11 protein-coding genes are annotated in these 13,748 nt (G+C 67.5%); 8 read left to right on the top strand and 3 right to left on the bottom strand.

Going from position 1 to position 13,748, the window contains the following annotated elements:
• The first annotated feature begins 152 nt into the window (after positions 1-152).
• The gene (locus tag CFB46_RS27875) at positions 153-1,787 is read left to right on the top strand and encodes a transposase (protein WP_089501977.1); all 1,635 of its coding nucleotides are present in this window, start codon (positions 153-155) and stop codon (positions 1,785-1,787) included.
• A 67-nt stretch (positions 1,788-1,854) separates the two neighbouring features.
• Here CFB46_RS27875 and gspK read toward each other — a convergent pair whose 3' ends face one another.
• Both gspK and CFB46_RS27865 read right to left on the bottom strand, forming a co-directional pair.
• The gene (gene gspK / locus CFB46_RS27870; RefSeq protein WP_089501976.1) at positions 1,855-2,850 is read right to left on the bottom strand and encodes a type II secretion system minor pseudopilin GspK; all 996 of its coding nucleotides are present in this window, start codon (positions 2,848-2,850) and stop codon (positions 1,855-1,857) included.
• Positions 2,851-2,882: 32 nt separating this feature from the next.
• Positions 2,883-3,446 (bottom strand): hypothetical protein, encoded by a 564-nt coding sequence (locus CFB46_RS27865; RefSeq protein ID WP_089501975.1) that lies wholly within the window; start codon positions 3,444-3,446, stop codon positions 2,883-2,885.
• Between the two features lie 605 nt (positions 3,447-4,051).
• On the opposite strand from CFB46_RS27865, the gene CFB46_RS27860 reads away from it, so the two are divergent.
• From CFB46_RS27860 to CFB46_RS27835, 6 genes are all read left to right on the top strand, one after another.
• A complete protein-coding gene (locus tag CFB46_RS27860) occupies positions 4,052-5,224 on the top strand; it encodes a TIGR03032 family protein (RefSeq protein ID WP_089501974.1) in 1,173 nt (390 codons plus the stop codon).
• On the top strand, positions 5,224-5,871 hold the full coding sequence (gene cysC / locus CFB46_RS27855; protein WP_089501973.1) for an adenylyl-sulfate kinase: 648 nt from the start codon (positions 5,224-5,226) through the stop codon (positions 5,869-5,871). The genes CFB46_RS27860 and cysC overlap by 1 nt, the downstream gene beginning before the upstream one ends.
• A 151-nt stretch (positions 5,872-6,022) precedes the next feature.
• On the top strand, positions 6,023-7,681 hold the full coding sequence (locus CFB46_RS27850; RefSeq protein WP_227789522.1) for a ShlB/FhaC/HecB family hemolysin secretion/activation protein: 1,659 nt from the start codon (positions 6,023-6,025) through the stop codon (positions 7,679-7,681).
• Between the two features lie 65 nt (positions 7,682-7,746).
• Positions 7,747-9,552: a DUF2341 domain-containing protein gene (locus tag CFB46_RS27845; RefSeq protein WP_089502388.1), complete on the top strand. Its 1,806-nt coding sequence runs from the start codon at positions 7,747-7,749 to the stop codon at positions 9,550-9,552.
• 19 nt (positions 9,553-9,571) lie between these two features.
• Entirely contained in the window at positions 9,572-9,982 is a 411-nt protein-coding gene (locus CFB46_RS27840; protein ID WP_027780971.1) for an ExbD/TolR family protein, read from the top strand.
• Positions 9,983-9,986: 4 nt separating this feature from the next.
• Complete coding sequence (locus tag CFB46_RS27835; RefSeq protein WP_089501972.1) at positions 9,987-10,685, top strand: energy transducer TonB family protein; 699 nt, start codon at positions 9,987-9,989, stop codon at positions 10,683-10,685.
• Positions 10,686-10,793: 108 nt separating this feature from the next.
• On the opposite strand, the gene CFB46_RS27830 is transcribed toward CFB46_RS27835, so the two are convergent.
• Positions 10,794-11,846, bottom strand: a complete 1,053-nt coding sequence (locus CFB46_RS27830; RefSeq protein ID WP_089502387.1) for an RNA-guided endonuclease InsQ/TnpB family protein — start codon at positions 11,844-11,846, stop codon at positions 10,794-10,796.
• A gap of 89 nt (positions 11,847-11,935) precedes the next feature.
• Between CFB46_RS27830 and CFB46_RS27825 the strand changes: the two genes are divergently transcribed.
• Positions 11,936-13,747, top strand: a complete 1,812-nt coding sequence (locus CFB46_RS27825; protein ID WP_089501971.1) for a putative porin — start codon at positions 11,936-11,938, stop codon at positions 13,745-13,747.
• Position 13,748 lies beyond the last annotated feature (1 nt).

Here is a 13,748-nt window from a genome sequence, read left to right as displayed (position 1 = left end):
CGGACCGCCGCGACGGTGCGGCGTCGTGCGGATCGGGTCGCTCACGATGCTGCGGGGTCGATCGCGCTGCGTCAAGTGCGAACGCGTTGCGACGCGCGCGAGCGCATGCCGGTGCGGCCCGCACGATCGACCGGACAGCGTGGGGTAACCCGATGATGCGCGCGGTCGTGGAACGCTTCGTCGAGCAGAGCCCGATGACGATCATGGCGCGGCTCGTCCTGCAATGCGCGCTGCACGACGACTGGGTCGGCGCCGCAGCGGGGGGCGGCGACGAACCCGACGGCGAGTCGATCCGCGAGGCGCTGTTTGCCGTTGCCGTCGACGCGATCGCGGCGATTGCCGCGTGGCAGCGGATGCCGGATGCCGTCGGCGCTGTCGCGCCGGGGTTTGGTGCGGCCGTGACGGCGCTGCACGATTGCATGAGCCGGTGGCGGTCCGGCTGGGGGCGCGCGCTGGTCAGGGACAGCGTCGACCTGCTGCTGCCGGTCGCGGCGATGCGCGACGTCGATGGTGCGCGCGCCGTCGACGGGATGCGGCTGCGCGTGCTCGATGGGGCCGCCGAGGCCTGTGCGCCGCGAGCCGACGGTTGCGACTGCGGGCGGGCGTGCGACGACCCGGCGCGCGATGCGGCGGCAGGCGGTGCGCGCGTCCTGCCGGTGTACGACCCGGATCTCGGGATGATCGTCGACCTGCTGCCTTGCGAGCGTGGCCGGTCGCACGAGCGCGCATTCGTCGGCGCGCTGCTTGAAACGGTCCGGCCCGGCGAGCTGTGGATCGTCGACGGGCGCTTCGATACGGATGCGATCCTGTCCGGCTGGCCGCGCCGCGGCGGCGCGTTCGTGCTGCGCGAATACGGCCGTTCGGCCGCCTGCCGGCCGCTTGGCGACTGGCAGGACGCCGGCGTGTTCGGCGCGGGGCGCGTTCGCGAACGATCCGTCGGGATGACCGGCGAGGGCGGCGCGTCGGACACGTTCCGCCAGATCGAATGGGAAGGCGCGGAGGCGTCCGGCGATATCGTCATGCTGCTGACCGATCTGTCGGCCGAGCGGTTCGACGCGCCGCAGGTCGTGGCGCTGTCGCGCCGGCGCTGGCGCGACGCGTTGCCGCTCGCGCTCGAGCCCGTCATGGGCGGCACGCCGTTCGGCGCCGTGCCCGCGCGTGCGGCGCTGCTGGCGAGCGGCATCGCCGCGTTCGCCTACAACGCGTTCAGCGTGATGACGCGCGTCGTCGGCGGCGCGCTCGACCTCGATGCGCGCGACGTCGCGCGCCTGCCGTCGCTGATCGCCGACGGCGTGACGGCCACCTATGCGGGCATGATGATCGCGCTGCCGCCGGACTGGTGGCAGCGTTACGATCAGTTGCCCGCGACGACGCTCGGCCAGATCGTGCGGATGCTCGCCGTGCACGTCGACCCGCGCAGCGAACGGCGGCGCCGCCGCGACAGCCGGCTGTCCTCGAAGTCGCAGGCATTGCTGCGCGCCGCGACGCTCGAGTGCCTGCTGCACGACAACGGCGACGATCCGGCCGCGAGCGTGTTCAGCCTGCGCACGATCGCGATGGCGACGCGCGACTTCAGCAGCAATCCGTCGAAGGCGCTACGGTACGCCGGTGAGGCGCTGGTGATGGTCACCAAGTACAACCGGCCGATCGCGCTGCTCGTGTCGATCGACGACTGGAACCGGCTGCTCGGCGAAGTGCGCGAGACGAGCTTCACGCGATTGTCGTTCGATGCGGCGGCGGCGCAGGGCCTGCGACCGGTGACGTTGAGCGAGTCGTCGCTGAATTAGTCGGCGCCGATCGTACGTTGCCGGCCCGGCTCGCCGTTCGCCGCGCCGGTACCTGCCGCATCCGGCTTCAACTCGTCAGCCGCCGCACCCAGATCACCGACGTCCACGCGAAATTGCCGCTGCCGTAGCGCGCGATCAGCGTGTCGATGCGCGCGTTGATCCGCGCCGAATGCACGCGGCAATGCACGATGAAGTAGCCGCTGTTCACGCCGACGGCCGCGCCGTCCGGCAACGTCGGGCTGCCGCCCTGCGCGGGCAGCAGGTATTCGGCGATGTCGCCGGTGCTCACGAAGTAGGCGGTCGCGCGCCGGTCGACGAGCCGCTTGGCCTGGCTCGCCGACAGCGTCGGGATCGCGGCGACGAGCACGGGTTCGGTCGCGGTGTTCGCGTTGACGACGGTCAGGTCGGGCAGGATCGTGACGAACGGGGCGAGCGCTTCAATCGCATGCGCGTCGTAGCCGGGAACGCGTGCGAGATCGTCGACGGACACGAGCTGCAGCGGCCAGCCGCCCGGGCCGTTCGCGTCGCGCAGCGAACGCAGCATGTAATCGGCCGTTGGTTGCGCGAGCGCCGGATCGAGCGACAACTGGCCGAGCAGGCGCCGGTACGCCAGCACGCCTTCGCCGTTGGACTGCCACGGCTTGCCGGGCGCGGCGCGCGACACGAGGTTCATGAGGTTGAAGCGCGCCTGCGCGTCCTCGACGCTGCCCGAGATCCATGCGCGCGACAGCTCCCCATTGACCGCCAGCGCGTCGGACGGCAGCAGGTCCGAGAGCTGCACGTCGGCGACCGGCGCCGACCATGGCTGGCCGACGAACGTGACGTTCGACGTCGCGCTTTGCGCGCGCAGCGTCGCGCGTGCCCATTCGACCGCGGCGCGCTCGATCCACATCGTCTGGGTCGCGAGCCGCTGGTTCTCGACGTCGCGCGTCGCGACCTGCTGGCGCCACAGCACGCTGGCCGCGAGCGTGGCCGCCAGCGCGACGACGAGCAGCACCATCACGATCGCGATGCCGCGTTCGCGCCGTGCGTGCGCCGTCCTTCCTGTCCCGTATCGATGCATTCGCGTGCCCCCGCAGTGTCGGCGCGGCGCGCTCACACCTCGAACGCCAGCCACGCATGCGCGATGCTCGCATGCGCGGATGACGTGACGCCGAACAGCGCGGCGAGCCCCGCGACCCAGCACGCGAGCGTCGCGGGACGCATGCCGTCGTCGGCAAGCGGGCCGACGAGGCCGGCAATCGCGTGCGAGCGCCACAGCAGCAGCACGAACAGCGTGCAGCCGACGGCCATCGCGATCGCGAACGTGTGGGCTGCAACCGCGGGGCGGCGAGTGAACGGCGTGCGGTGATGCCGCTGGTTCGTCGCGACGATCGCGACGCCGTTCGCGACCGGCACGATCGCCATCGCGAACGCCCAGAACAGCGGCTGGTCGCTCGACGGATTGATCAGCAGCAGCGTGCCGATCGTCCAGATCGGCGGCGCGAGCAGCGTGAGCGCGGACCACGACAGCAGTTGCCACGCGAGCCACGGCGAGCGCCAGCGCAGCGGCGGATTCGACGCGGCACGAGCGGCGCGCGGACGCAACTGGCCCGGCATGCCGGCGGCGCCGGCCAACCGCCCGGCGAGCCACCGTACGAGCATCGTGGCGAATGACATGGAGTGTCCTGTCGTTGACATGTTCCGTTCTCAATAGCTAGGACGAAGCGGGCGGCTGCAAGCCGCAGGATTTCGTACGTGCTCGCGGTTTCGGTGTGGCGTAAACGGTCCCGACGATCGCGCCCCGTGTTTCGCGCGTGTTTCGTGAATATCTTCAGTCGAATGTCACAAAAACTTCCCGGTTGAAACCGGAGGATTGTCGGGCCGCACGCTGGCCGTCGCGTTTTCGCTCGCGGGCCGGCCGGACGGCGCCTCGTTTGCCGGCGGGCCGCCGAAGCGCCGCGCGTCGGCCAGGCAACGACATGTACACGAAACGGGGGCCACGCAAGGTCATGCGCCGCGTCTCGCGAGTCTCCCGCGAGGGCGCGGCCGCACGCATGCAGGCCGCTTGCGTCGAACGCTTGCCCATGCCGGCGGATCGCTCGACGTCACGCAAAAAAACATTGCGGCAATGCGCGCTTCGTTCCGTCTAGGTAGGTGGGAGCTGCGACTTGGTGTGCCGTACGCGGCCCCGTTCGCGATCGATGCGCGTGCATCGGGTCGGCGGGCGGGAGTCTGCAAGCGGGGCATTTTTTCTCATCAGGCGGCGGGAAGCCGACAGGTGCATGACAGTGGAACAGTTCGAGGAAACCCGGCCGGCAGGCGAAAGCGGCGCGCCGACGGACGACGTATCGGCGCGGCAGGCGGAAGCGTTGTCGCCGGTCATCAACCTGCGCGACACCGGGCGCTTCCTGCAGGTGCTCGAGGCGCTCGGGTGCTCGCTGGCCGTGAGCCGCCGCCCGTCCGGCGTGGCCGTGATCGGCGTCGACGGCGGCGTGCCCACGCTGTCCGCGTGCCTGTTGCCGCGCTCGATGGGGATGGCCGTGTCGGGCAAGCGGCTCGCGGTCGCCACGATGCACGAGCTGATGGTGTTCGCCAACGTGTCGACGCTCGCGCCGCGCTATCCCGCCCGACCGGATCACTACGATGCGATGTTCGTGCCGCGCATGTCCTATTACACGGGCGATCTCGACCTGCACGACATGGCGTTCGACAAGCACGTGCTGCTCGCGGTCAACACACGCTATTCCTGCATCAGCGTGATCGACGGCTATTTCAACTTCACGCCGATCTGGCAGCCGCCGTTCGTGACGGAGACCACGCCGGACGATCGCTGCCACCTGAACGGCATGGCGTTCGCCGACGGCAAGGTGCGGTTCGCGACGGCGCTCGGCATGAGCAACGAGCCGTTCGGCTGGCGTAGCGGAATGGCCGGCAGCGGCATCGTGATGGAGGTGCCGTCCGGCCGGGTCGTCGCATCGGGGCTGTCGATGCCGCATTCGCCGCGCGTGATCGGCGGGCGCCTGCATGTGCTCGAAGGCGGTCGCGGCCACGTGCTGCAGATCGATCCGCAGTCCGGCGCGCGGCGCGTACTCGCGAAGCTGCCGGGCTTCACGCACGGTCTCGCCGAATACGAGGGCGTGCTGTTCGTCGGGCTGTCGAAGTTGCGCGACAAACGCGGTCCGCAGGGATTGCCGATCGAAAGCGAATCGGATGCGCTGGTCGCGGGGGTCGCCGCACTCGACGCGAACACCGGCGACGTGCTCGGCATCCTGCAGTTCTTCAACGGCGTCGACGAGATCTTCGACGTGCAGGTGATCCCGAACGTGCGGCGTGCCGAAATCCTGAGCCCGCATCAATGGGCCGAGACGCCGTCGATCGTGACGATGCAGGGCGGCTTCTGGCAGACGCGTCCACGCGAGGACGACGAACTCGCGAAGGCGGCGGAGCGCGGGTGATGAAGATCGATCGTTGCGGGTTTTCCGATGTCGTTTCGTCCTTATCGGTAGACGGGGCCCGCGCAGGGCGGCGCGCGTCGTCGCCGCGGGCCGGCGGGGTGTTGTGGCTCACGGGGTTGTCGGGCGCGGGCAAGACGACGCTGGCCGATGCGGTAGCGGCGCGACTGCGCGACCGACGCATGCATCCGGTGGTGCTCGACGGCGACCGGCTGCGCACGGGGCTGAATCGGGATCTCGGCTTCACGGTGCAGGATCGTTTCGAAAACGTGCGGCGCATCGCCGAAGTCGCGGCACTGACGAGCGAATCCGGCGCGCTGGCGATCGTCGCGGTCATTTCGCCGCTCGCGGCGATGCGCGATGCGGCGAGAGCGATCGTGGGGCCGGCATTCCGCGAAGTGTATGTGAGCACGCCGCTGGCGTGCTGCGAGGCGCGGGATCCGAAGGGGCTGTATGCGAAGGCGCGGTGTGGCGCGCTGCCGGAATTCACGGGTGTTTCGGCGCCGTACGAACCGCCGGTGGCAGCCGATCTCACGCTCGATACCGGCCGCGCATCGCTCGCGACGTGCGTCGATACGCTGTTGCAGTTCGCGGTGAAGCAGTTCGGTTTTCACGCCGATGCGCAGGCGGCGCTGACGCATCACGGCTGAGTTCGGATCGAAAGTATATCGAGCATTGCGCAGTTCATGATAAGGATGGCGAATCAATCGTCATCAAAGTGAAACAGGCAACTGATAGCGGGGCGAGCGGCGGGCTCGCGACAGCTTCGCTGCGGTCCGGAACAACAAAGGGGAATGGCGCATGCCGCCGAGAGTAGACCGCAAGTCACGCGAACGATGGCGGCTGAATTGCCGATGCCTGGCCGGCGCCGTGCTGGTCGGAGGGCTGAGCCTCGCGCCGGGCGTCCGTGCGCAGGAAGCCACCGCCGCGCCGGCCGCGAAGGCGGCACCGTCGGCGCCGCAGACGTTCGACGTGAATGCCTTCGTGGTGCGCGGCAACACGACGTTGCCGACGCTCGAGATCGAGAAGGCCGTGTATCCGTTCGAAGGGCCGGGCCGCACGCTCGCCGACGTGAACGCGGCCCGCGATGCGTTGCAGAAGGTATACCAGGATCGCGGCTACCAGTCGGTCGTGGTCGAGCTGCCGCAGCAGCAGGTGAAGAACGGCGTGATCCTGCTGCAGGTGACCGAGGCGAAGGTCGGCCGGCTGCGCGTGGACGGCGCGCAATACAACTCGCCGCAGAACATCCGCGACGCGGTGCCCGCGCTGGCCGAAGGCAAGGTGCCCGATTTCAACCAGGCACAGCAGCAGCTCACCGACCTGAACCGCTCGGCGGACCGCCAGGTGATCCCGGTGCTGAAGCCCGGTGCGCTACCGCAGACGGTCGACGTCGACCTGAAGGTCGACGATCACAGCCCGCTGCACGGCTCGCTCGAACTGAACAACGACAATAGCCCCGGCACGTCGACGCTGCGCACGACCGCGAGCCTCAGCTATTCGAATCTGTGGCAGCTCGGCCACGTGATTTCCGGCACCTACGTGATCGCGCCGCAGCATCCGAACGATGCGCGCGTCTACGCGTTCTCGTATCTCGCGCCGATCAAGGATTCGCGCTGGAGCTTTCTTGCGACGGTCGTGCATTCGGACAGCAACGTCGCGTCGGTCGGCAACACCAACGTGCTCGGCAAGGGCACGACGTACGGCTTCACCGCGATCTATTCGCTGCCGGCGTCGGAGACCTACGCGCACACGGTCAGCATCGAGATCGACCGCAAGCATTACGACGAAGACGTGTCGCTGCCGGGCCAGGGTGGCTCGACGGCGCCGCTCACGTACGTGCCGGTGACGCTGTCGTACAACGGCCAGCTGAGCCTGAAGAACTCGCAGACGTCGTTCTCCGCATCGCTGACGACGAACGTCCGCGGCCTCGGCAGCGACTGGGGCGCGTGGGACAACAAGCGCTACAACGCGACGCCCGATTTCGTGTACGGCAAGTTCGACGTGAATCATACGCAGCGCTTCGCGAACGACATGCAGGCCAATGCGCACGTGAACGCCCAGATCTCGAACTCGCCGCTCGTGTCGAGCGAGCAGTTCGCAGCCGGCGGGATGAACAGCGTGCGCGGCTACATGCAGGCGGAGGACACGGCCGACAGCGGCGTGATCGCGTCGCTGGAGGTGCGCAGCCCGTCGCTGTCGAAGTGGCTGGGCGGCGCGGTCGGCAGCCGGGTGAACGAATGGCGCTTCCATGCGTTCTTCGACGCGGCGCACCTGTGGCTGCTGAGCCCGCTGCCGGAGCAGACGTCGCGCTTCAACCTGATGAGCGTCGGCGTCGGCACGCGGCTGCAGCTCATGAAATACGCGAGCGCGGATTTCGAGGCCGGCTGGCCGTTGAAGGCCGGCGTCTATACGCGGCGGTACAGCCCGCGGTTCGATTTCTACGTAAGGCTGGGATTCTGACGGATTTTTTGATCGTGGCGGGGCGATGCGACGAGCGCGGCGCCCGCCCATTCGGGGAGTGGATCGTGAAGCGAGTCTTGTTTTTCCTGTTGGCGGTGATGCTCGGCGTGCTGCCCGGCATCGCGAACGCATGGTGGCAGAACGACTGGTCGTACCGAAAGGCGATCACGATCGACGCGAGCCCGAAGGGCGCGAACCTCGCGGATTCGGCCGGCCGCGTGCCGCTGCTGATTCGCCTGCATTCGGGCAACTTCCAGTTCGACGGGCTGGCCGACAACGGCGCCGACATCCGCTTCGTCGCGGCCGACGACAAGACGCCGCTGAATTTCCATGTCGAGCAATACGATCCGGTGCTCGGCGTCGCGCTGATCTGGGTCGACGTGCCGAAGATGCCGGCCGGCGCCGCGGAATCGATCTGGATGTACTACGGCAACAAGAAGGCGCCGGACGGCGGCAAGCCGGCCGAGACCTTCGATGCCGACTACACGCTCGTCTATCACTTCAACGGTGCGGCCGGCGCGCCGCCGAAGGATGCGACCGCATACGGCAACAATGCGCAGAACGCGGCGTTCCGCACGGTCGAGGACGGCATCGTCGGCAAGGGCGCGCGGTTCGACGGCACGGGGTCGCTGACGCTGCCGGCGAGCCCGTCGCTGAACCTGGCCGCAGGCGGCAGCTTCACGTTCAGCGCGTGGGTCAAGCCGTCGGCGCTGGCGCCGAACACGCTGCTGTACAGCCGCCGCGACGGCGCGAATGCGCTGCTGATCGGCCTCGACAACGGCGTGCCGTTCGCGGAAGTGGCGGGTGCGGCCGGCACTCCGGCGCCGGTGCGCACGCCTGCCGTTCCGCCCGTCGCCGCGAATCAGTGGACCCATCTCGCGGTCACGGCCGACGGCAAGAACCTGACCGTCTACGTGAACGGCAAGCAGGCCGCGCAGGTCGCGGCGACGCTGCCCGCGCTGACCGGCGCGGCGGCCGTGGGCGCGGACGTCGCTGGCGCGCCGGCCGGGTTCGCCGCGTATGCGGGCGCGCTCGACGAACTGCGCCTGTCGAAGATCGCGCGTTCGCCCGCAGCGATCGCGGTCGACGCGCTCGCGCAAGGCTCGGAATCGAAGCTCGTTGCATACGGCGCCGACGAGAAGCAGTCGGGCTTCGGCTTCGGTTACTTCGGCGTGATCGTGCAGTCGGTGACCGTCGACGCGTGGGTCGTGATCGCGATCCTGCTCGGCATGGCGCTCGTGTCGTGGATCGTGATGTGGACGAAGGCGCGTTACGTCGGCACCGTCGACAAGGCGAACCAGTATTTCGTGCAGCGTTTCCGCGAAGTGGCCGGGCGCCACCTGGTCGGCCTCGCGCATGTCGACGAAGCGAGCGACGACGGCCGCCGGTTGTACCAGTCGTCGCTGTACCGGCTGTACAAGGCCGGCGTGCATGAAATCCACAGCCGCATGGACGGCAACGGCCGCACGGTGATCACGAGCGAATCGATCGAGGCGATCCGCGCGTCGATGGACGCGACGCTCGTGCGCGAGAATCAGCGGCTGTCGAAATCGATGGTGCTGCTGACGATCGCGATCTCGGGCGGCCCGTTCCTCGGCCTGCTCGGCACGGTGGTCGGCGTGATGATCACGTTCGCGGCGATCGCGGCGGCCGGCGACGTGAACGTGAACGCGATCGCACCGGGTATCGCGGCCGCGCTGCTCGCGACCGTCACCGGCCTGTTCGTCGCGATTCCCGCGCTGTTCGGCTACAACTACCTGCTGATCCGCAACAAGAACGTGACCGCGAACATGCAGGTGTTCGTCGACGAGTTCGTCACGCGCCTGGCCGAAGCTCACCGCACGCCGGATCACGCCGTGCTGGCCGACTGACCGCACGCAGGAGACCACCATGCAGGTTCAGGACGACGACAAGCCGTACGACGACATCAACATCACGCCGATGCTCGACCTCGCGTACGTGCTGCTGATCATCTTCATCATCATGACGACCGCCTCGGTGCAGGGCATCAAGGTCGACCTGCCGAAGGCGAGCTCGTCCGCGAGTCTCGCGAAGCCGAAGACGAAGGCGATCACGGTCGCCGATTCGGGGCAGGTGTTCCTCGACGCGTATCCGGTGACGATGGACGAGCTCGAAAGCCGGTTGCGTACCGAGAAGGCGACCAATCCGGAATTCCCGATCGTGCTGAAGGGTGACGCGGCCGTGCAGTACCAGAAGGTCATGGACGTGCTCGACTTGCTGCGCCGGCTCGACCTGTCGCAGGTCGGGCTCGTGACCGGCAAGGCGAAGCAGGGCGGCTAGCGCGATGGAAATGACCTACAACGGCGGCCCGCCGCAGAAAGGCCCCGGCCGCTTCGTGAAGGCGGTTGCGATCGCGCTCGTGCTCGCGGGGCTCGCCGCGCTGATCTGGCATTTCGCGGGGGACACCGCGGGCGTGAAGCGCGTGAGCGCGCCGCAGGTGACGACGGTGATTCCGTTGCCGCCGCCCCCGCCGCCGCCGAAACAGAAGCCGCCGCCCGAGAAGGTGAAGGAAGAGGTCAAGACGCCGGTCGACAAGCCGACCGTCGCGCCGAAGCCTTCGGAGGCGCCGAAGCCGTCGGACAACCAGCCGAAGCAGATGACGATGAACGCGCCCGCGCAGGCCGGCACCGACAGCTTCAACATCGGCGCGGGCGACGGCTCGGGAATGGTCGGCAGCGGCGGGGGCGGCAAGTTCGGCAATGCGAGCTATGCGCAGTACATGGTGTACGTGCTGCAGCGTGCGATCGAACAGGACAAGGGCGTGCAGGAGGCCGGCGGTGCGCGGTTCACCGGCAGCCTGAACCTGTGGATGGATGCGTCGGGGCGGATCACGAAGGTGACGGTCGCGCAGTCGACCGGCGACGCGAAGATCGACGCGGCCGTCGTTGCGGCGGTCGAGACGCTCGGCAAGGTCGACGAAGTGCCGCCGCCGGCGACGTCGTACCCGGTGCTCGTCAAGCTCCAGGGCCGCAAGCCGGCATGACGATGCGCGCGAGAGACCACGAAAGAATCATGGGGCAGGTCCGTCGGACGGATGCTGCCGGAAAAGAAACGAAAATTGTTCGAGTGCTTCGTTGACGTCATCCTCTGCCTAATGGCTGAGGATTCCCACACCTGGCGATGCACGTCCGCATCGGAGAATATTTAACGCAGCGTTGGTATCACGATCATGTACGACACCGCATTCACTGCATGTCCATTCTCTTATTCGCAACCCTGCGATACCTTTCGGCCGCGTCGTGCTGTCTTTCGACCCACACGACGAACAGGACTGGGTAGAACCGTGTTCGTCGACTTCCTCGAACGTGGCCCCGTGCGCCATCGCCTTGTAACGGAGCTTGTTTCGGAAGGACGACCAGGATGCGTCGTAGACGCTTTTCGCCATCCTGGTTCTGGCGAGTTTGACGGCCGACACGTTGCCGACCGCGAGGTAATCGAAGCGCCGCACAAGATCGAGCGCAAGCTTGTGTTGAAAATCGGCACGGGCATTCGCGACCTTGGCGTGCAACTTCGCGATATGCCGCTTGTGCTTTCGTGCTCGCTGCGCTTTCGCCAGCTTTTCCGCCGCTCGTCGGCCGAACTGGTCATTGGGCAGCTTCTCGCCGGTCGAAAGTGTGGCGAAGTCTTTCAGGCCGAGATCGATACCGACACCGGAACGGATCGGGCGGGCCTGAACATCGGGCATCTCGATCACGATGTTGAGAAACCAGTTGCCGCGTGCATCCTGCGCAAAGTTGGTTCCGTCCTTGATCTTGCCTTCGGGAAGCGGGCGGCTGTTGAACACGCGAAACGTGTTGCCGGCGAAACGAAACGCGTCACCCTCGCGCTTCAGGTCACGCCCCTTCAGCGGCACCCAGTCCAGCGATTTCCTGCCGCGATAGCGCAGGTAGGGCCGACGGTGCTGAGTACGCGACTTCGCGTATTGCTCGCACGTCGCGTTGACCGTGCCGGAGTGAATACCGAGTTCCTTGCTGCTGCCGGTGGTCAGCACGTTCAGGTCGAAACCGGTCGGCCACTTCTTGTTCCACTTGAGCGCGTGCTTCTGCGTGTCGTTGCAGAAGTTCCAGACGTAGTTCACCGCACGGCTCTGCTTGTTGAGCAGTCCGTTGAGCGACTTCACCCGGTAGCGATAGACAAGGATCATGCCGGCCATCCTAGCCTGCGGACGAAGTCGCCTGTCAAGGGTGCTCTTTTCCTTTCTGCCACGAACGACGGTGTTTCTCGGAGTAATCGATGATTCGGAAGATGAACGGACGGGGCGGGGTGCCCTGCAACGGCGCGCCGCCCGCGCGCCTGTCGCGTGTCGGCGCGGCGGTGCTGACGCTCGGGCTGACGTGCGCATCCGTCGCGCAGGGGCAATCGCTCGAGGCGCAGGCGGCATCGGGGAAGGCCGCGCCGACGGAAAGCGTGGTGATCAACCTGATCAACCTGCTCGTCAAGCGCGGCGTGCTCACGCAGCAGAACGCGAACGAGCTGATCAGCGAGGCGCGCACGGAGGCAGTGCAGGCGCGGGCCGCGCGCGGGTCGGGCGCACCGGTCGTCGCGGGCGGCGTGGTCAATCCGCCGACGCAGCCGGGCGACGTCGCGGTGCCGTACGTGCCGCAGCTCGTGCGCGACCAGATCCGCGACCAGGTAAAGCAGGAAGTGATCGCACAGGCGAAGGCCGAGAACTGGGCGCAGCCGAACACGTTCCCCGACTGGGTATCGCGGATCAAGCTCGACGGCGACCTGCGCGTGCGCGACGAGTATCACTTCTACGGCAGCCGCAACGCGAACAACGTCACGAACTTCGCGGCGATCAACCAGGGCAACGGGTTCGACATCAACCCGAACACCAACACGACGCAGTTGCCGACGCAGAACACCACGCAGAACCGCAACAACCTGTTGCGCTACCGTGCGCGGCTCGGCGTGACCGCGACGCTGTCCGACGAGATGATCGCCGGCATCCAGCTCGCGAGCGGCAACGACAACGGGCCCGTGTCGACCACGTCGACCGCCGGCGGCGGCTTCGCGAAGAAGAACATCTGGCTGAACAAGGCGTTCTTCGCCTACCGGCCGACGCCGTGGCTGAACCTGACGGCCGGCCGCTTCGACAATCCGTTCTTCAAGTCGGATCTCGTGTTCGCCGACGACCTGATGATGGACGGGCTCGCGGCGAACCTGCGCCATGCGCTGCCGTGGAATCCGGACGTCACGCTGTTCGGCACGCTCGGCGTGTTCCCGATCCAGTACACGAGCGAGAACTTCCCGTCGAACAGCACCGACAAGGCCGGCAGCGACACGAAGTGGATGTTCGGCGCGCAGTTCGGCGCGGACTGGAAGATCGACGCGAAGAACCGGCTGCGCGGCGCGGTCGCGTACTACGACTTCCAGAACATGCGCGGCACGCTGTCGTCGCCGTGCGCGCTGTATCTCGGCGCGACGAGCTGCAACACCGACAACGAGGCGCCCGCGTTCATGCAGGGCGGCAACACGCTGATCGCGCTGCGCAACATCGTGCAGAACCCGAACCTCGCGCCGGGGATGACGCCGCAGCCGCAGCTCTTCGGGCTCGCGTACAACTACCGGCTGCTCGACCTGAAGGCGCAGTGGGACACGGTGGTGGCCGACCGCTTCAAGCTGCGCCTGGACGGCGAATTCGTGCGCAACCTCGCGTACAACGACAACAAGGCGTTCGCGGCGGCGTCGCTGCCGGTCAACAACTACGAAGCGACGTCGGTGAACGCGACGCGCGCCGACTATCGCAGCGGCCCGAACGGCTTCCTCGCGAAGGCGACGGTCGGCGAGCCGGAGCCGCGCGAGAAGGGCCAGTGGAATTTCTCGATCGCGTACAAGTACCTGCAGCCGGACGCGGTGCTCGACGCGTTCAACGATCCCGATTTCCATCTCGGCGGCACGAACGCGCGCGGCTACGTGATCGGCGCAGCCTATGCGGTCGCGCGCGACACGTGGGTGTCGGCCCGCTACCTGAGCTCGAAGGAAGTGTACGGGCCGCCGGTATCGATCGACGTGCTGCAGATCGAACTCAATGCTCGCTTCTGAC

The organism is Burkholderia sp. HI2761 (assembly GCF_002223355.1).
Taxonomy (GTDB): Bacteria; Pseudomonadota; Gammaproteobacteria; order Burkholderiales; family Burkholderiaceae; genus Burkholderia.
The sequence above is the reverse complement of the archived record's forward strand: the minus strand, read 5'-3'. Positions and strand labels throughout refer to the sequence as shown.

What these genes read in the sequence shown, in the direction of transcription:
- CFB46_RS27875 (WP_089501977.1), top strand. Translation starts at nt 153, where the DNA reads ATGATGCGCGCGGTCGTGGAACGCTTCGTCGAGCAGAGCCCGATGACG.
- gspK (WP_089501976.1), bottom strand. Translation starts at nt 2,850, where the DNA reads ATGCATCGATACGGGACAGGAAGGACGGCGCACGCACGGCGCGAACGC.
- CFB46_RS27865 (WP_089501975.1), bottom strand. Translation starts at nt 3,446, where the DNA reads ATGTCATTCGCCACGATGCTCGTACGGTGGCTCGCCGGGCGGTTGGCC.
- CFB46_RS27860 (WP_089501974.1), top strand. Translation starts at nt 4,052, where the DNA reads ATGACAGTGGAACAGTTCGAGGAAACCCGGCCGGCAGGCGAAAGCGGC.
- cysC (WP_089501973.1), top strand. Translation starts at nt 5,224, where the DNA reads ATGAAGATCGATCGTTGCGGGTTTTCCGATGTCGTTTCGTCCTTATCG.
- CFB46_RS27850 (WP_227789522.1), top strand. Translation starts at nt 6,023, where the DNA reads ATGCCGCCGAGAGTAGACCGCAAGTCACGCGAACGATGGCGGCTGAAT.
- CFB46_RS27840 (WP_027780971.1), top strand. Translation starts at nt 9,572, where the DNA reads ATGCAGGTTCAGGACGACGACAAGCCGTACGACGACATCAACATCACG.
- CFB46_RS27835 (WP_089501972.1), top strand. Translation starts at nt 9,987, where the DNA reads ATGGAAATGACCTACAACGGCGGCCCGCCGCAGAAAGGCCCCGGCCGC.
- CFB46_RS27830 (WP_089502387.1), bottom strand. Translation starts at nt 11,846, where the DNA reads ATGATCCTTGTCTATCGCTACCGGGTGAAGTCGCTCAACGGACTGCTC.
- CFB46_RS27825 (WP_089501971.1), top strand. Translation starts at nt 11,936, where the DNA reads ATGATTCGGAAGATGAACGGACGGGGCGGGGTGCCCTGCAACGGCGCG.